Genomic DNA, 19,417 nt, shown 5'->3' with positions numbered 1-19,417 from the left:
GTAGAAAATGACGGGAGAAACACCGGTTTTGTCCAAAACCTTCACAGGCTGAATTTTTACCTATGGCACTTTCTAACTCGAAAGTGCCCTTTTCTGCGTTAACGTAATTACTCAGTAGCAGATCACGCTACTGAAATCACCGTACTTTTTCTTATATGCCAAAAGTGTTAAAAAGATAAGAGAACATCGAATGATGCTCTCTTAAATATCGGGGAGAGTACAGCTAAATAGTAAACACATTTCAGACGCGAATGAGTGTATACAAAAAGGCCGCAATCAGCGGCCTAGTTTAAAATCTACTAATTCAAAGTTAAAGCATCAATTTGAAGCTCTTTAAGTGTGAGATGAAGCTTGGGAGTCTCTGCTTTTGTAAGCAAGCTAAGAACTCATCTTGGCTCATTGGTGGCCTTTTTAATGAAGCTCTTTGTTGCTGAGCAGCCTTAACGCATGCGCTACTGTCCAATTCGAACATATCACACAGGAACTCGTCTGGATGTATTGCTGTTAGACCTAAAGGCTCGAGTTCGCAAGAAGGAAAGTCTTTTAGGTTGAACGTAATGATAGACTCAGCCTGACCTTTAATGGCGGCAGCTACAACATGTCTATCATCAACATCGGGTAAAGTAAGGCCATCAATTAAAGACTCATACCCTTCAATCAAGCAGTCTGGAACATTTGCGTTCATTAACTGTCGAGTTCTTTGCAGTTGTTCTGCATTTAGCTCTGGCCTATTTTTCAGTAGATTTCGAGTCCATTCATCATGTATCTGTTCTGTCCATCGCGCTCTAAACAGGCCAGTATTGGCCAAGTACATTAGGTAGCTTCGGAGTGGAGCTGGGTACATTACACATGCGTCTAGAATTACCGTATATGACGCCATTAATATCCCATATCCATTTCTTGGTCTAATGCAGATAGTTCAGCAAGAGCAGCTAGTCTGTTCTCTTCTAGGCAGTTCTTGTACTCCATAAGATCAGTATAAGCTACCTTTCTACGGTTGCCAGTACGGCTAAACGGAATATCACCTGAATCAAGAAGCTTAATGAAAGTAGGACGAGACATGTTTAGCATATCAGCACCTTCTTGCGTTGTGAGTTCCGCATGAATAGGTGTGATGCTAACAGAGTTGCCTTGACCTAATTGAGTAAGCATCTCGATCATCATATTTAATGCGCTTGCTGGAATAGTTACTTCGTGAGTCTTACCAGACTTATCGACAACGTTAATCCTTTGAGCTTCACCATTAATTTCTATAACGGCTGACAACTCTTGGCTACCAAGCTTAGCCAGTGCCATTTCTTCAGCGCTTGGCAATTTTGTAGCAGTATTCATCGTGTTTCTCTCTAGTTTTTAGTTTCTGATGTCATGGTATACAAATCTTCTCACCATGACATTATCCGAAATATTCGAAAAAAGTCAACATTCGAAATATTCGAAAGAAAGAGAGTGTCACATTATCGTTGGACTTAGTGCTCATAGGCGGCCTAGTTCAAGGTCTATCAACGCATGCTTAACTATCTTTAATCATAGTACTTCAATATGTAGTGTATGAGAGGAATTGGTCAGCCAGATGTAGGCTAGCTGAATGATTATAATATTAGAAGTAATTCGAAAGGTCAGAGTGTTCTATGATTCATAACTCGGAATTGTCCGAAGATTAGTTTCAGTTATATCTGTCATGTTAAAGCATGCGGCAATCGTTTACGCCTCGTTATTCATTCGTAACTTGCCATCTTTCTTGTTGTGCCTGTGAAGTTGTCTGATACTTCGATACGTTTCATTTCGATGTTCATGGTGGGTTCGATTTTTTTAAGACGTGCTATATCACTGGCGATTCGTTTACAGCCTAAAAACAAGATGCCATCGAGTGGTGTTATGACATCTCCAGCCTTGAGGCAATCAACGAGGGAGGTGGCAGAGAGTGGTGTTTTTGTCCCAGCAACGTAGCGGGTTGCCACAAACTCATTCGTATAGTGGATTTCTCTTGGTAACATTTGTTCGCTTTTGGCGTAAATCATTCCGCTTTGTTTACCATTAATAACTCGATGCTCTTTATACACTCGTGTTTCCTCGCCTATGGTGGCCATAGCTTGTGGTGCGCGTGTGATGAATAAGCGAAAAGGTAGATCTTCACTTGTGATGTAATCGACAAGGTTAAACGCTAATCTTGCTCTCGCGATCTCTCCGAGTGGTTTGTCACGACAGATTTGTAGAACCTGATCCCATTGGCTGGTCAGTCGAGTGCTTTCTTTATCGCTTCTAACTTTAACCTTGAGAATATCGTAGTGAATTATCTTTTCCATGGTTAATTTGGCCTTCCGTTTTGCTTGCTTCGTTAAATTCCAACCTAACATTATTTTTTATAACAAATTAAAGCAGTTATCCACAAAGTTGGGGCGTAACCTGTCTAAAACCTTCGTCGGTTGAGTTTATGCTCATGGTACCAAATAGATCGAAATCACCTAAAAATGCCGATAATTGTTTTCAAATTGAAGTAAAAAGCGCCAATTATAAAACTTATCGCGACACTAAGAGGCGGGTATATTCGTTGACTTCTAAAAGAGCCCAATGATGGTTACTTTGCAATTGGAGTAGATTACCGCCAGTGCTCCTTGAATCGAAAATTAGAGCAACTGCCATTGATTTCTTGAGAGGTCATGGGGGTTGGTTAATCTCTGCACCCTCGTTAGGGTACCAATAGGCGGATACCTACTTATAAGCTCTCATCCTATCCAAATTCACGAGTTGTGATCTGATTTAACTTTTTGGTGAAATTACCTCTGTTAATCCCTAAAACCCTAGCAGCCTTAGACTGATTACCGCGCGTATGAGTTATCAACTCAGTAAACAATATTTCAAACACAGCAGGAGTCACCCAAGACATATCAGGGCTAACTGATTGTTTATCAAACCATGTCGGTTCCAGTTCTGCTCGGATAAGTTTTTTTAAATGGTCTTTGTTGATTGGGGTTAGTTGGTCATTCATAGAAGTTGAAGGTCATTAAGGAACTTTATCATTCTGACAAATTTACCATGAAATCGCCTTGAAATCAGCCGACGCGGGAAAATACGAATACGATGGATAACTGTCCAGCGCAATAAGCAACGAGGACATTTTTAATCATAAGCTCAAAGCCATTCGTTTCTAAAAACACTCGACCAATCCCTGTCCGGTGATGCCCATCATCAACATAAAGCTCACCATCTCTATTACACAGAGACCAATTTCGCTTTTCTTCTTAAAAAGAGTAATCAGGATTGCTTTGAAGGTTTCGAGCATAACGCTGACCACATTCGAGACCGTGAGGATTATCAGCGCAAGGAAATAAACCACCCAAGTTTTGCCAGCATGTCGGGGCTCTAGACCCCCACCCCGTCGGAGAGGTGAACATCCGTGACTTACCTTCGGCATGCGTAAATTTTTTTCATATCAGAGCCCTACACCGCAATACCATTAGCCAACAACCGTTCAATTGTTGGCCAGCTCATCTGCATACGCAGGTAATTACCTAAAAAAGCACTGCATTTCACTCTCAAGGAACCACGATGCCTAGACCTAAACGCGCGTCCGGCAACCACTTTACCCGTGGCGGACAAATTACTTTTCACTCCATTCGGATGTTCTTTCAAGTCAACAATACCTTAGTCTACGCCGCCATTTGGTCGGTGATAGCGCTCACTGGCGTTCTTACCTGGCTACGCGCGCCCGATAACGCCTTTTGGTCTGTGTTCTACTACTGGCGCAATCATATCTATGCCAGCTTTGGGCACAATCTTAACAGCGAAGTCACGACGTTCTGGAGTGGAAAACGCTACGTTGGCACGCTCGCCTCCCAACTGGAAAATACCCAACTCATCAGCCTTTATGATGACGTCATTCGCCAAGCACAAATCAACTTCTTAATTGCCATCTGTATTGCCTTCGCTATTTTGATGCTCGCCATGAGTTTCTTTAAACGACAAGGCGAAAAGCAAAGTGAAGATTTCCACGTTCGAGGCTTTCAATACGCAGAACCCAAAGTGCTCACAAATGATTTGAAAAAACGGGCAAAGAAACTCAAAAGACAGGGTGTAGGCAACGGACGGATTTCTGATTTCAAAGTGGATGGGCTGGCCTTGTTTAAGCGTGAGTTTGAAGTTCAGCATATGCTCATCGACGGCACCACAGGGGCAGGTAAATCCGTCATGCTTCGTAAACTCCTGCGCTGGATACGTAAACGTGGGGATAAAGCCATTATTTATGATAAAGGCTGCACCTTTACCAGTAAGTTCTTTGACCCTAGCCAAGATACCTTACTCAACCCCTTCGATGAACGCTGCGCCAATTGGGATGTCTGGTGTGATGCTAAGGATGCCCCTGATTTTGAAAACATTGCGAACGCGCTTATCCCGCAACATGGTGAAGGTGATCCGTTCTGGGTTGATTCCGCACGGACTATCTTTTCTAGTGCGGCGTATCGCATGAGTAAAGATAATAAGCCCTGCTCGACCGCTCGATTGCTCAGCCTAATTTTAACCTCAGAGCTCGAAGCGTTGGGTAACTTCCTGCAAGGCACAGAGTCTGCTTCCCTAGTCTCCAAGGACATCAAAAAGACCGCCATCTCGATTAAGTCCGTTTTGGCCACTTACATTAAGAGTCTGCGCTTTTTAGATGGACTGGATGAAAAAGACGGTCAAGGTCAACCCAAACGCAAGCCGTTTTCCATCACCGCTTGGGTACAAGATGATAAACAAAAAGGCTTTTTATTCTTATCCAGTAACGCGCAGCAACACGCTTCACTGCGTCCTTTAATTTCAACTTGGCTTGCCATTGCCTCTAACGCTATTTTGGGACTCAAAGCCGATGAAGACCGCCGTATCTGGGTGATTATGGATGAGATGCCTAGTCTGCATAAACTGCCTGAGCTGGATAACATCATTTCAGAAGTGCGTAAGTTTGGGGGCTGTTATGTGATTGGTCTCCAGTCTTATGCGCAGCTCGTGAAAACCTACGGAAAAAATACCGCGGACGTTATTTTTGATTTACTCAACTCTCGCTTTTACTTTCGCGCCCCATCAGCGCAGATGGCGCAAATCTCATCCAAAGATTTGGGTGAGCAAGAGGTGGACGTCTCAAGAGAGAACATTTCTTACGGTGCAAATGCGTTGCGTGATGGGGTATCGATTGGTCACCAAACCGTCACCCGCCCTGTTGTCTCTAGCAGTGAAATCCAAGCCATGGATGATTTACAATGTTACCTTCGCGTACCAGGAAGCAGCTTTATCACTCAATTAGAGTTGCACTTTGATAAGATGCGAGATGTGACACCAGCCTTTATCAAACGTGAACACACCCTATCTCCAGCGATGATTAAAGCATACCAAGAAGCCGTTTACTGTGAGTGTGTTGCTCCAGGGCTTTTCCTTAGTGAAGAAGAGCGTAATGCTCTCTCAACCCGCCAATCAGAGCAATTTGACACTGCAGAAGAGATGAAGCTCGAGACAGCCCAAATCAAAGAAGCCACGCAAAGCAAAACGGTCAAAAATCTTGTCAATGATGATGCAGAAAATCTCAAATCAGACGGTCACTATCAAAAGCGCGCTCAACAAGATCTCGAAGAGTCGGCGATATCTCAAGATATCGGGATGGACGATATATCTGAATGATGAAAGGGAAAATAGCTAAATATTACCATGAGATGATAGAAGAGCAATTTATATAAATAATGAATAATTTAATATATAAGATTATTTTTAAGGCGTCTACTAAATAGGGGTAATTATATTTTCTATAAATCATAAACCACCTTAAATCTAACCTCAGTCAGAGTACAGGGTAAATTATAGAGAGGTCTTTATATGGAAAAGCAAAGAGAACGACGTCAATGGGGAACTTGGATAAAGAGTGTTTTCATCTTTTTTATCGGAGGGTTAATTTTTAGTTCACAAACCTATGCCCAAGGGAAAAAAACCTACACTTGGTTTATCAATAAGCCAAATAATGCAACCTCGTCAGCTCCTTCCTTGAAGGATCTAACTGTAAATGACATCTTGAGTGATGAAGATTACTTGAGTAAAAATACGAAAGAAAGACAGACTGGTATTCTCGTTGATGGGGTTATTCAACCTTGGGTTTATCATTGGGCTAGAATAGAAGATCGTCTAGATCCAGATACTGCCTTAAACAAGCTAAATCATCGTTATACCGCCCTAGTCCGTCCTAGGGCTACATTAGAAAGAATTCCTGACGCTATCACTAGCCCTGACCGTGTTCGATTTGATTATTGGGATTATCTTGAAGGAATGGTCTTTTGGGGAGGAAGCTCTCAAGAAGGCACAATTTTAGCCCCTGACCCTCAATGGATTGAAGAAGCTCATGTGAAAGGAGTCAAGATTTATGGCAGCGTCTTTTTGCCTAGTCTCTCCCATGGAGGAAATTTTCAAGATTGTCGAGATTTAGGGACAGTCAGTTTGATGACAAAGCTCATTGAATTGGCTGACGGACTGAATTTTGAAGGATGGTTTTTAAATGTTGAAAGTTTTTCTGGGGAGCAACAGCGAGAAACCTGTATTAATCAAATTGATTCAGCGCTAAGTGACAGTAGGATTACTACATTACAACAAGAAAAAAATATAGAATTTATAAAATATATTGGTTCAGAGGGCTATAGTGGTTGGATATCAGACGCCGATATTACTCCAAATGGCTTTATAGAACCAAGAATGAAAGCATCTCCTCATAGTAATGAAGTCGATTATTATCTCATTAGTGAATATGGTGCAGAAGCTTTAAACGAGATCAGAAATCCTGCTAAGTTCAATTCAAATAAGCAATATCTTATGTTTCCCAATGCTTCTTATTGGGGGCAGTTAGATCAGACAACTAAGTATACTATAAAAGTAGGTGCCCGAAACAATGCGGAACAAGTCGCCAAGCAATATTGGGAAGGAATGTTGGGTAACGATGAGCGTAAAGAATCAGAGGAGTATAATTGGAATGGTGTTTCTCAATATACTAAGAAGCGGAGTACAGATGCCCAGCTAGAACGTTTTCCTGTTCTTGCCTATCAGGATATTAATTTTCAAGGATCCTTGACCCATCTTAATTACGGAAGGTCTTCTGCTGAAGAGATAAATGCTATAGGAGAGATTTCGTCGATTAAGGTAGGGCCAAAAAGTTACGTTCGCTTATGTAAAAGTACTGATTATTCAAATTGTTTGACTGTATGGGGGCTGGATCTTGATTTTGTGGGCGAAGAAATGAACGATTCTATTGTCCATCTTGAGGTTGGTCCGCTTGAACTATACCCAGAAAATGTTGTTTTCTATACTGATCAGTACTTTCAAGGCCAAAAGTTGACTCTTGATCGAACTAACGCATTCTATGATACAACTGACATTTACGACAGGGCATTCTATCGATCAATTTCATCTTTGGTTGTGCCTCCAGGGAAAAAAGTACTCCTTTGTAATACAAGGACGGAAGACAGTTGTCAATTTCCCTATACTGGTACGGTAAAACTCGTAGCTGCCTCTGACAATGACGTCACACGTGGGGTTAAGATAATTGACCAACCGCAATTAACTTTAGCGACACTCTTTGCTCATCGAGACCAACAGCCTCCATTGTTTGAAATGCTCCAGCTTAACCATGTTTACAATGCTTCAGAGCTAGGGGATGTAGGTATTACTAGTTCTTCTCTTAGGTTGCACGATAAACAATATCAAGTGAAAGCTTGCCTTCAATCTAACCTAGGGGGCACATGTGATATCTACTATGCTGATAGTAATTATTTTGGTGATTTAAGAAATGACTCTTATCGCTCTTTTGTTATTGAAAAGCGTGATTTGAATAATGTTATAGGCCTCGCTTACATGGACCTTCAGTTACATGGACCTCAATATCCTTTGCTGACAGGGACGAATGAGAACTTCCCTGATATTTTTAGGGGAGGGATCTCTTCAATAAAGCTGCTCCTACCCGGCTATGAGTTTTCTTATTGCCTTACCGATAATCAACAAAATTTGGAATGTACTGGTTATAGGAGCAATGATTCTCTTGGTTTATCATCTGATTATGATGATAACAGAACCTTATCTATACGTATTCGTGAATAATTTTTTTAGGGTCAAGAAGGACTTTAAATTGAAATTTAAGGGATCCCAATAAGGTTAGCAATTTCGCCTTATATCCTCGCTCGATCGGGCGGGGATATAAGGCGTCAGTCGCGATAGCGGCTTAATCTGGTGTTAGGTGTTATTGGCTTTCTACATATGCTTTAAGAGTTTCTATTGTTGCCCCTCCTGCTGTACAAGCAAAGTAATATCGCGACCATAAGCAGCGCTTTTGCTTTGCCTTGTTAGGTGGGTATCCTGCAATCTAAGCATTCTTGATGATATGGATTTGAGGTTATTCACCATCACGCTAATTGACAACTTTGGCGGATATGATAACAAGACTAATAGGGAAAATTTGCAGAATGGAACGATCAAAACACTGCATTTTAATAACTTAAATTTCCAACGCTAGTACTACTTGGAGAGCCTCACCCACTCTTGCCTCACGTTGTTTCCCTCAATGGAGAGCACCAATGAAACCAAGATTCCGACACAAACGTCAACACAGTGCGCGATTAAAAAACTAAAACACCCACCATGATATGTCCCCTGAAAAACAACCCGAATCACTCTTTGTTCTCGATATGCTCGACGGCAACGACTGGTGACCCCTTGTACTCACTAATCCAGCTTACGCAACATAGAGGTTACACCCTAGAGCCTTATCATCACGATTAATCACTCAACCCCCGTCCCAAGCCTTGCCATTGCAAGGCTTTTTTACGTTCATTTATCAAGGAATTACCATGTCAAGTAAGACCATCTTGAATTCTGACCATTTACCGATATTAAAAAAACAATTACACACTATTCTCAATCAACTTACCGATGCTGAAATTATTTCAAACAGCCCAATTAAAAAAAACACATGGTTATCGATTTGTGCTCAAGCGATAGGTTATAGCGACTGGGACGACTTAAAAGCGCAGACAGTAACGCACCACGTCTCAGCCCATAACATTGTATTTAACCAAGTGTCCATTATCCCTTTTATTCAGAGCGTGAGGGTAAGTCTAGGAGAGCACATCGACAACATTGAAGGATTTGCCTGTGTCATTCTAAGGAACTTAACTCCCGAAGAGCGAAACGCCATGAACGGCAAGGAAGGTGATCTTCCACCCTTACCCAAAGCCCCGACGTCCTATACATTAGAACTAGGTCCCAATACTGTTTATGCTTCCGACCTTTTAGATTGGCTCTGGCCTACCACCAAAAATCACCAAGTGGCCCCTATAAATAATCACTATTTAGAGCACGTGAAAGAAAAGCGAATTAACTTGAGTAAGCCACAAGTAAAAAAGCGCTCATTAGATGTTTACCCGCGCTCTGGCATGTTAGTAAGGGACATCTTAGGACAACTGGTTTCAGAGGGGTATCTAGAATTCAACGACACGCAAACATGCGTATCTTTTACACAAAAAGGTTTCAATTATTTAAATGGAAAAATGACCAACGAATATGACTCTGAATGGAAAGGATGGTTTAAGGCGTTTGTAGCTCATATCAAAAAAATCCCATACCGATACATCAAAATAGATTGGACACCCTATATCTATTTATATTCACGTGGAATGTCCCCCATTGAGGCGGCAAAAAATCTTGAATGGTCAGAATGCTACACTCAAGCGCACTCTGAGATCCGCTCCGCTCTTAAACACCAACTCAACATCAACTTACCTCTGTATCCCAAAGAACGATACCTGCAATTTACGCCCAGAATATTTCTGACACCTGAGCTTACCAGCAACAAGGTAACAGACATTCATTTTGAATTTATAGGACCCGACTGGGCTAAACCAAACGGCAATCCAAAAACAAAGCGCTTTTGGCCAAACAAACGCTACGTGTCTGTTTATTTAGATACCTCCCCCAAAAGTCGAGGTTGGTATGCCGTCATTCCCGATGAGGTTGATTGCTTTCAAGTGAGCTACAAATGGACAAGCCGGTCCCATTCTTTTTCAAGCGTCACCCATCATATGACTTACCAGTTAGAGCCAAATATAGAGTGTGCTCAAGATTGGCTGTATGGCAATGAGTGCATGAAGCATTCTGATTCTTCGAAACCAGCAATGGCCGCCGATGAATATAGCTTTAACCGTCTAGAATGCCTGACTCATGGCAAGCATTTAACCAAGGAAGAAATAATAGCGTTAGACCGATTTAAAGCGGGCATTACGTCCATTCACATTGATGAAAATGGCGTCACCATTCACGAAGAAAGAACGTTAACCGCTAGCAATTCATTTGCTTGTGTTGGGATCATTTTGTAACCGCAGTAACAGCACCCACCACTCAATTCATCGCCATCATTGGTGATTGGCATTACACAAGGGAACACCGTCATGCTTTCTATCAGCCCTCTTAAATCCGCTTCTGGCGCTGCAAAGTACTACCTAAGCGAAGAAACCCCCAAAGACCTACCTGACGTCTCTTTAGAAAAAGATGCCGGTGATAACTATTACCTCAAAGAAAAAGACCAAGAAGAAAACACCTTCTGGCATGGCAAGCTGGCCATCGAAGCGGGACTGGCTGGCAAACCCGTAGAGCAAGCCACCTTAGAATCGGTCCTCTCAGGCAGTCTTGGTGATGAAACTATTAAAGGGAAAAGGGGGAAACACAAATCAGGCTTCGACCTGACGTTTTCTGCGCCTAAATCCATCAGTGTTCTCGCGCTTATTGGCGGGGACACCCGCCTAATAGAAGCGCATAACAACGCAGTGAAGTTCGCCTTAACAGAGCTTGAAAAAGACGTTGCACAAGTCAAAGTCACTCATAAGAAAGGCGTTCAAGAATACGAAAATACGGATTCGATGATATTTGCGGTCGTGCGCCACAAGACCAGCCGTGAAAACGACATGCAAGTGCACTCGCACGCTCTCGCAGCTAACATGACTCGAGACCAAGAAGGGGATTTACGCGCTTTATCAACCAGCTTAAAACAAAAAGGGGGCGTCATTAACGGCACAGGCGAGCGCATCTACAACTTCCAAAAATACTACGGTATCTTGTACCAGAGCCAATTAGCTAAGGAGGCAGAAACCCTCGGTTATTCCACGCGAGGCGTCGGCAACGGTCAGTTCGAAATCAGCGGTGTCCCTCAGCCTATTCTTGATGCATCGTCCACTCGCAAACAGCAAATTGATCAACGCACACTCGATTTAGGCTTTGACTCTCGCGCCGCGCGAGATGTCGCGACCCTCGACACTCGTAAAAGCAAAACCCACCAGAGTAACGACAACCTCAACAAACAGTGGCAAAGCACCGTAAAAGACCAAGGGTATGAACCCGCAGAGCTTGTCACCATGGCGCAACAAGTAAAAGAAGCGCAAAACACCCCACCACTTGGTGAAACCAAAGCCGCCATCAGCAGAGCCATTGACCATCTAGGGCAATACAGCACCGCGTTACACCTTGAAAAAATCATTGAACTCACCGCCTCAGAGTTCACCAAAGGCGGCGTGCAACTCAACGCCCTTGATATCAAAAAAGTCGCGGATGAAATGATTAAGCAGGGCGACTTGATAGGACTCAGTCACAAAGGGCAATACACCACCAAAGGCTTAATTGATAACGAACAAGCGCTTATCGACAGCACCCAAGGTCGTGCGCATCACATGCGCACCCACGTTGAATCCAGCACGCTCAACAAGCTCGCTATCTCTGAAAACCAGCAGCGTATACTGACCGACCTGTACCACTCCACCAAACAGTTCCACGTGGTCAATGTGCATGGCTCATCACAAGATATTGCGCAGCAACTACTCAATGTAGGTAATCACAGCGGTAAACGTGTCCAATTGGTCTCCCAAAGCGTGAAAGCCAAGGCTGATAGCATGGAGAGCGTACAGCGCAAAAGTCAAACACTCAGCGCTTGGGTTGGTCAGCTCTTTTCAGAAGAGCAGCGCCACACCACCCACAGCTTATTGCAAAGCGATACGCCGCTGACCAATAAAGATGTCTTGCTCATCGATGACGCCAATAAGATGAGCGCCAATGAATTGTTGGCCCTCACCGATAAAGCCAAACAATCGAGCAGTAAAGTGGTGATGCTTAACCGCGTATCAAGCCGTCAGGGATTTAAAGCCAATAACGCTATCTCGCTGTATCAAAAAGGCAATGTGGAGAGTCATTCTTGGGTTGGCAAGCGAGCCAGCAACACCAACGTAAAACTGCATGACAATGATACCGATAGGATAGCGCGGGTGTACGCCGACCTCCCCGATAAAGCCAACACGCAAGTGATTGCCACTTCCAGCGTCGAGCAGCGGCGGTTAACCGAAGCGATACGGGGCCAGCTCAAAAATACCGGCGCCCTCGCCAGACACGAAACCACCCTATTCACTCAAACCCCTCACCACCTCTCTAAAGCGCAACAACCCCTCGTTCAACACTACAAACCAGGCATGACACTCACCCATTGGGAGAAAAACAAACCTCAGAGTTTTGTCATCGCCAGTATCGACAAAGAGAGCAACACCATGACCGCACTCAGCAAACGCGATGGACAATCACACACCTTTGACCCGTCCAGTCGCGCCTTTAAGCACATGAAGATGCAAATCAATAAACCGCAAAGTCTCAATATCGCCCAAGGCGAACGCCTTCAAACGCTAGGCAAACACTTCCCTGCTGGCTTGGACGCGAACCAAAGCTACCTTGTCACTCACATTGACAAAGAAAGCCTCACGCTTGAGAGCAAAGGGGAAACGCAGCGCGTCAACTTAGAGAGCCTAAAAGACGCGCCGCTGCAATACGACTACGTTCATAGCGCCCACCATATTGAGCCAAAAGCCCATACTTTACTGTCAGGCAAAGCATTTACCCTATCTAAGCCCCTGATAAGCGACCTGACTGAAAAAATAGAGCGCCTTGATATCTTCACCGACAAACCAGACAAAGCCCAAAGCGCACTTGAAAAAGAGCAGGTCTCCCCGTCAGCCATTGAGCGTGTACTGCAGACGCAAAACGTCAACGACCGCTACCTAAACGACGCCACCCAAGATTTGCTAAAGCAGGATGTCAGTCAGGCACTGTCAGCACTAGCCAAAGCGCAAAACGCCCCACTCATCGAAAAAGCGGTCAGCTTTGCCCTGAACCACCTCTCAGAGCGAGAAGCGGCTTTTAGCCAAAAAGCCTTAGTAGTGGAAGCGGTGCGTTACGCCTTTGAAGAAGCCGGAGGCTCTATTACCAAAGAGCAGGTTGAAACAGAGCTGAATAAACGCAGCAACACCCTCTCTGCAGAGTACAGTGACGGCACACGCTGGACGACGCAAGCCGCGCTGGAGACTGAAAAGCGCATCTTACAAAACATCGATGATGGTAAAGGCCAACATCAACCTTTTGCAACGCCTAAGCAGGTGCAAGACTTTTTCGATACCAAGCCTCGCTTAACCCAAGGGCAAAAGGACGCCATCACCCTTATCTCAACCACCAAGGACAGCTTTGTGGCCATCCAAGGGTTAGCCGGTACAGGTAAGTCCACCATGCTTGAATCCAATATTGAACTTATCCAGTTAGTCAAAGAAGCCAGCCAGCAGCCAGAGCAAAGCGTCATCGGTCTTGCGCCCACTCACGCAGCGGTAGCAGAGCTCGAAAGCAAAGGCGTGAAAGCGCAAACCCTGGAAAGCTTGCTCTCTGACATCCGACAAGGCAATCGAGAAGCCAGTGACTATCAACACACCTTGTTCTTTCTCGATGAAAGCTCCATGGTCAGCAACAAGCAAGCCGATGAGTTCACAAAGCTGGTCAATGACAGTCAGTCCAAAACAGCCAAATTGGGCGATAAAGAGCAGCTTTTATCACTCAGTGCCGGTAAACCCTTTGAGCTGGCCATAAGCCAAGGCCGCATCGATACCGCTTACATGACCGATATGGTACGTCCACAAAATGACACCCTGCACAATGCACAGCAAAACACCATTGATAAACAGCCACTCAGCGCCCTAGATAAACTCCAGCAGCAAGCCCCTGATACTCAAAGCAACAGTCAACATGTCATTTCCACGTTGGATGAAAACGACAAAGACCGACGCAGAGCGCAGCTCACCGCCACAGAGAAGCTGCCCTACATGGTCGCCAAAGACTATTTAGAGCGCACCCCCGAAACGCGAGACAACACACTGATTATCGCGTACACCAACCAGGAGCGAGACACCATCACCGAACACATCCGTGTCGGTTTGATGAAACAGAGTGAGTTAGGCAAAGAGAACGTCGTCGCAACCCGGCTACGCTCAATCGGCGCCACGGGTGAAGAGCTCACTACCATGATGCCGTATCAAAAAGGCTTGATATTGAGCACCAGACCCGGTGAGTACGCGACAATCACTCACGTTGACTCAGAGCATGGCGTGGTGACACTTCAAGACGCAGCGACAGGTAAGACTAGGCCATTCTTACCGCGCAACCGTGACCACCGCTTCACCACCCTGTTCTCTACGTCAGAAAAACCACTCTCAACGGGCGATAAAATCATCACCCGTTTTACCGATAAAGAGCGCAGTATCAAAGCCAACGTGGAGTACCGCATCACGCAAGCGACTACAGACCGTGTTATCGCTCAATCTAAGACAGGACAAACACTCAACCTTAACCCTAATGCGCTTAAAGACGGGCACTGGGACTACGCTTACAGTCGAACCGCAGACATGGCGCAAGGGTCCACCTATCAACACGTCATTAGCGCGATACAAAGCAAAGGCGCACTGACCAACTTAAGACGCGCCGGTATCGATGTGACTCGTGCCAGTCAGCACATTCGGCTCTATACCGACAACACAAAACAATTGGTCAAAAGCTGGCTTTCTAAAGAGAGCCATAAAGCCAGTGCGATAGAAACCCTCAACCAAATTCCACCCAAAGACACCACCTACTTTAACCGTAATGCACTCCCTCATGAGGACGTCCGGTTCCAAAATAAAAGCGGTGACTTTGACTACAACACATTTAGGGAGCACATCAATACGCAGCTACCAAAATACACCGAAAGCCTCGCCATTCAGTTATTAGGCCAGCCGAATCAATCCAAATCAGACCGGGATTATTTAACCTTTGGTATTGGAAAATCGGCCATTAAAGTCACCTTAACTGGAGAGCATCGCGGGTATTTCAAAGACTACACCACAGGCGAAAAAGGCGCATTGATTAACCTAATCATGAGTCATAAGGAAATGAATTATAAAGCCGCGATGAATGAAGCGCACAAGATGATCAACGAACCGGAAAAATATCAACTGGAGGAAAACAGTAAACACGACAAATTACTGAGCACCACCCCAAGGCATATTGCGCAGTTTGAAGAACGGGCTAAGGATTATATCAATCAAAGCTTACCGATGGATAACACACTGGCCCAAACGTACTTAAACAAGCTCGGTGTCAATAACATTGAAAACAACCATGTAAAATTCCACCCGGCGGTCTATTCATCCGAAGATAGATCCCTTCACCCTGCAATGCTAACCAACATCCACAATAAAGAAGGCGAAACCAAAGCCATTGAAGTGACCTATTTAGACACTCAAGGAAATAAAGATACCTCCCTAGACATTAACCCAAGAACCCTAGGGACGAAATCCAAACAATTAACAAGATTCCATCAAGGGGAGAATTTAAACACCACCATCATCAGCACATCGATTGAACAATCGTTTCTAATTCGAGACCAAACCCAAGGACAGATTGATATTATTAACCTCAATCATAAGAACGACATTCAAAACATCTCTACCGATGAACTAAGACAGAACATCATTATTGTATTAAATCATGGCAATCACGATTTAAACCCGAACAACATTGAAAAAATCGTCGAGAACTTTAATGGCCGAGACATCCAATTCATGTCAAATGATAACCTTAAAGAGGACATCAAATCGTGCATTGATAAACTAGAGCGAGATAACAGTGCACATAACCTTGAATTAAGTGAGCCGCACACGTCTCATCAGGAGAGGGAATTAGACACCTTCAACTATAATGAGAAAACAGAACTCGACAGCCAATCATTCGACCACTTTGAGCCAAAAGAATATTCACCTCAACAAGAGATGGAATTTAATCAATCAGAGAAAGAGAGACATTGGGAAGACAGAGAAATCGACAGAGAGTTAGAGCGATAATAAGAGGGTAGCTGCTGCTACCCTTTTTTTTCGCCTGCAAGATAAGCATCCACTTTTTTATCCACATCAGCGGAAACCAAATTACGCATTTCTACTGCATCTTTTTTATTTTCATGGAACGCGACACCATCAAAACTTTGTGTGTGGGTTAAATTACCCGTCCCTTGGATCATCCTGATCCGTCGATACATCTCTTCCATCAACTCGCGGTTAGACGGCCGCTCATCTTCCTTATCGTTCAGTTTGATCCTCAATGCCAGCGTGAGAAGTTGCCTGACGGCTTCCGCATCACCTAACTTTTCTCTGTCTCTGAACACCTTAAAATCTTGCTCCAATTCACCCCGAATGTAACTCTGTACAGAAAAAGCTTTCGCCATAATCCCACCATCCTTTCTTAGATTTCCCTCTAAACAACACTTTACCTACATTACAATTAAATCACATGCTTGCAAAAAAGCTCACTATTTATCATTAAAAACATCGAGTTAATTGCTAATAAATCACTAGTACATCACTTCCACTTTAAACAAGCTCTCAGACCTTTCTCGAAAAGGGATTAAGTACAATTGATGCATTTATGATGTAAATCTACATTGGATTTCAGCGGCTAATTAGTTGAAATTTTGAAAATTTCCCCCCCAAAATATTCACTCTTCTATTTATATCATAAGTTATTGATTGTATTGTCTTTATGTTTAAAGCAGACAACCATTTAAATCGTTTTCGATTTAGCGTGGTGTGTGGTCACCAACTCAACTAACCAACAACTCAGAACGAATGATCTGAGTCCCTAATCAAAGCGACGGGAAAAACTGACAGCGAAAGACAAAAGCCGACCAGGTGGCGAATGAATCTGACGAACGAGGGATGCGGGGGATCTGGAAATTGAAGGAAGAAAGCAAGAGGAAAAGCTGAAGGCCTCGCACCATTATGGTGCAAGGCCTTTTATTGAACGTTCATCTTAAAATAAACCGATTGGACTTTTTGGATGTATATTTTTCTGGCGTTCTCGGTGCGTTTGGAAAAACCCGCATTATACGCGCCGACGCTGTTCCAGTTATAACCATGACTAGAAAAATTAGAACTTAATACCCACGCGCCAAGATGAACATTAAAGCAAGGATTATAGATGTTTGTTTCATTCACATTAAATTCGGATAGTCGATCAAACCAATGGGAATTAATTTGCATCAATCCAAAGTCACGACTAACCACCTCACCGACTCTATTTTTATTTTCATTGTACGCGTTCGGTTTTAAGCTGCTCTCTACCGTTGCAATGGATTTTAAAAGCTGTGGATCGACATTATAAAATCGCCCTGCCTCATCAAAGCAAAAAGCCCAACTGAAACACGGAGATAACAACGAAAGATAAAGTAATGGTTTCATCATAAAAAAGAGCCCTAATAATAGGACTCTCATTTTATGCCATCCCATTAAGATATCAATATTCACAAGGTAATAAAATTGTGGTCACGCTGCGGTCACGTTCAGTTATTATCCAAACCGATTGATCACAAATCGTATAATTCGATATCACTCTCTCGCCTGTTTTGGTTGCTTCGTCATTGGTGATTTTATCTTCAATGCAAGTCTCTCCCCAATCTCCACTTTGGTGACGCTGCAAATAAATCGACAAGTTAGCACCGACATGACTATCTAATAACTGCTCAATACCTTGCGTATAGACCACTTTACCCAACGAAAACGGCACGGCCGTACAAAAGTAATATTTTGCTTTCGTTTCTTCTCTATCTTGTGTAGCATTCAGAATGTTCATTAAATCTAACTCCGATGTAATTGAACATGCCTTGATATTTGAGACAGCAAATATCAAGGCGCTTTAATTTTCACGCTTAATAAACGTCTTCCGTTTTACGAATATGATTAAACACTTCATGAATTTCATCGTAAGTGATGCCATACCCTTCGAGCTTTTCCACACAATCACAAATATCATTGGTGTAGAAACACTCATGATTAAATAACTCACGACGAATGATCGCCTTTTTCCCGTTCTCTTTGATATCTTCGGCGATCCCTTCTTGAGCGATAGAATCCAAACGGATCATTAATTGCTTCGCGTTATCGGTGGGGCAAATTAACCCCATACCTAGCGACGCGTATTTCACGCCCTCTTTTTTTTCCTCATCGAACTGTTGATTAGAAAAAGCAAAGAACGCCCCTGCCTCATTAAAAGCCTGAGTTTGTTTGTCTTGAATATAGTGTGAGAGATATTTCATTATTTAAGTCTCCATTTTATAACTAAGGGGTATCAAGTCTTTATACTTCGATATATTGATGGCTATCTGTCACCCACCCCATGACGACAGCACGACTATTCAGCCCTACTTTATTCGTCTCAGTAATCACATGACCTCTCGCAATGCCTTGCCCCCAGTACGGCTTATTGAGTTCTGTTTCTGGGAATAAAACCGTCAGTTCTAGCCAAACACTGGAATGCCTGGCTCTTGCTTTTACATGAGCGGCAATCACGATAATATTTTCCACAGAGGTTGTTCCTGATAGGACAACATCACGACTTAGCCCTACTGGGTGCACGCGCTTAGAGATATCATTTTTTGGTGAGCTTTCGTGCTCCAGCGGCGAAACGCTGGTCACTGAATTTGAATTAGAGAGAGTTAGGTTTGAATTTTGTTGCGCCATGAGGATTTTCCTTTTGTTTGAGTATCACTTTTCGGAGCCGCTTGGCTGTCCGCTCTCTCACCATCGTTCTGCTTTGCAAGGGCGCGCAGCGTTCATTTACCCTTGCAAATCAGGTTGTGGGGAGAGACGGTTAACAGCCTGCGAGCCCGTAAATGATGCGAGTGAAAGGAAATCGGCGCATAAGAAAACAAGCCTTACTCGAACTTATTCAAAGGTAGGGAAAGCAACGAGGAGGTACGACGAGGCGTAGCGAACGCAGTGAGAGGAGTGCGTTCAGGATTGCAGCGATATCCTTTTAGATAGGGGCTGTAGAGAGGCACATCCTGGGGCGGCACGCAGTGACTCACCAGGGTGATGTCACTCTTAGGCCATAGATAAAAGATACAAGCGAAAAGCCTTGCCCGAAGGGTAACGCCCAAGTTAAGCCCTTATCACGACGCTGTGCTTCAAATCCGCTTTAAACTATCATCATAAAAAACTCGTCAATTAAGCCCTATCAGCCACGCAACCACAAATTGACATCAATACACTGC

At 43.7% G+C, this 19,417-nt stretch carries 13 protein-coding genes and 1 pseudogene; 4 read left to right on the top strand and 10 right to left on the bottom strand.

Translation table 11 applies throughout. The features are described from left to right. Window positions 1–310 precede the first annotated feature (310 nt). From AB4486_RS13140 to AB4486_RS13125, 4 genes are all read right to left on the bottom strand, one after another. Entirely contained in the window at window positions 311–880 is a 570-nt protein-coding gene (locus AB4486_RS13140) for a PIN domain-containing protein (protein ID WP_017098631.1), read from the bottom strand. Next, entirely contained in the window at window positions 880–1,332 is a 453-nt protein-coding gene (locus AB4486_RS13135; RefSeq protein ID WP_048667525.1) for a helix-turn-helix domain-containing protein, read from the bottom strand. The genes AB4486_RS13140 and AB4486_RS13135 overlap by 1 nt, the downstream gene beginning before the upstream one ends. A 383-nt stretch (window positions 1,333–1,715) precedes the next feature. Further along, the gene (locus tag AB4486_RS13130) at window positions 1,716–2,303 is read right to left on the bottom strand and encodes a hypothetical protein (protein ID WP_229648121.1); all 588 of its coding nucleotides are present in this window, start codon (window positions 2,301–2,303) and stop codon (window positions 1,716–1,718) included. A gap of 425 nt (window positions 2,304–2,728) precedes the next feature. Next, on the bottom strand, window positions 2,729–2,986 hold the full coding sequence (locus AB4486_RS13125; protein WP_016800114.1) for a helix-turn-helix domain-containing protein: 258 nt from the start codon (window positions 2,984–2,986) through the stop codon (window positions 2,729–2,731). Window positions 2,987–3,546: 560 nt separating this feature from the next. Between AB4486_RS13125 and traD the strand changes: the two genes are divergently transcribed. Beyond that, window positions 3,547–5,646, top strand: a complete 2,100-nt coding sequence (gene traD / locus AB4486_RS13120; protein ID WP_102561054.1) for a type IV conjugative transfer system coupling protein TraD — start codon at window positions 3,547–3,549, stop codon at window positions 5,644–5,646. Window positions 5,647–5,838: 192 nt separating this feature from the next. Beyond that, window positions 5,839–8,097 (top strand): endo-beta-N-acetylglucosaminidase, encoded by a 2,259-nt coding sequence (locus AB4486_RS13115; protein WP_102428832.1) that lies wholly within the window; start codon window positions 5,839–5,841, stop codon window positions 8,095–8,097. A gap of 139 nt (window positions 8,098–8,236) precedes the next feature. Here the strand turns inward: AB4486_RS13115 and tnpA are convergent. Next, window positions 8,237–8,439 (bottom strand): annotated as a pseudogene (gene tnpA / locus AB4486_RS13110) (IS200/IS605 family transposase); the annotation flags it as partial. Window positions 8,440–8,843: 404 nt separating this feature from the next. Here tnpA and AB4486_RS13105 point away from each other — a divergent pair. Next, window positions 8,844–10,367, top strand: a complete 1,524-nt coding sequence (locus AB4486_RS13105) for a hypothetical protein (RefSeq protein ID WP_102533714.1) — start codon at window positions 8,844–8,846, stop codon at window positions 10,365–10,367. A gap of 72 nt (window positions 10,368–10,439) precedes the next feature. Then, window positions 10,440–16,217 (top strand): conjugative transfer relaxase/helicase TraI, encoded by a 5,778-nt coding sequence (gene traI / locus AB4486_RS13100; RefSeq protein ID WP_372107103.1) that lies wholly within the window; start codon window positions 10,440–10,442, stop codon window positions 16,215–16,217. Between the two features lie 17 nt (window positions 16,218–16,234). Here the strand turns inward: traI and AB4486_RS13095 are convergent, their stop codons facing one another. The 5 genes from AB4486_RS13095 to AB4486_RS13075 all read right to left on the bottom strand — a co-directional run bounded on the left by AB4486_RS13095 (window position 16,235) and on the right by AB4486_RS13075 (window position 18,884). Then, window positions 16,235–16,594 (bottom strand): hypothetical protein, encoded by a 360-nt coding sequence (locus tag AB4486_RS13095; RefSeq protein WP_016800120.1) that lies wholly within the window; start codon window positions 16,592–16,594, stop codon window positions 16,235–16,237. Window positions 16,595–17,162: 568 nt separating this feature from the next. Further along, entirely contained in the window at window positions 17,163–17,606 is a 444-nt protein-coding gene (locus tag AB4486_RS13090; protein ID WP_029189388.1) for a lytic transglycosylase domain-containing protein, read from the bottom strand. Window positions 17,607–17,661: 55 nt separating this feature from the next. After that, on the bottom strand, window positions 17,662–17,997 hold the full coding sequence (locus AB4486_RS13085) for a type I restriction endonuclease subunit M (protein ID WP_372107105.1): 336 nt from the start codon (window positions 17,995–17,997) through the stop codon (window positions 17,662–17,664). Window positions 17,998–18,073: 76 nt separating this feature from the next. Next, window positions 18,074–18,460 (bottom strand): hypothetical protein, encoded by a 387-nt coding sequence (locus AB4486_RS13080; protein ID WP_371997830.1) that lies wholly within the window; start codon window positions 18,458–18,460, stop codon window positions 18,074–18,076. Between the two features lie 40 nt (window positions 18,461–18,500). Further along, on the bottom strand, window positions 18,501–18,884 hold the full coding sequence (locus AB4486_RS13075; protein ID WP_076678492.1) for a hypothetical protein: 384 nt from the start codon (window positions 18,882–18,884) through the stop codon (window positions 18,501–18,503). Window positions 18,885–19,417 lie beyond the last annotated feature (533 nt).

It is taken from the genome of Vibrio sp. 10N.222.55.C6 (assembly GCF_041473395.1).
GTDB lineage: Bacteria > Pseudomonadota > Gammaproteobacteria > Enterobacterales > Vibrionaceae > Vibrio > Vibrio crassostreae_C.
This window is presented reverse-complemented; position numbering and strand designations above follow the sequence as displayed.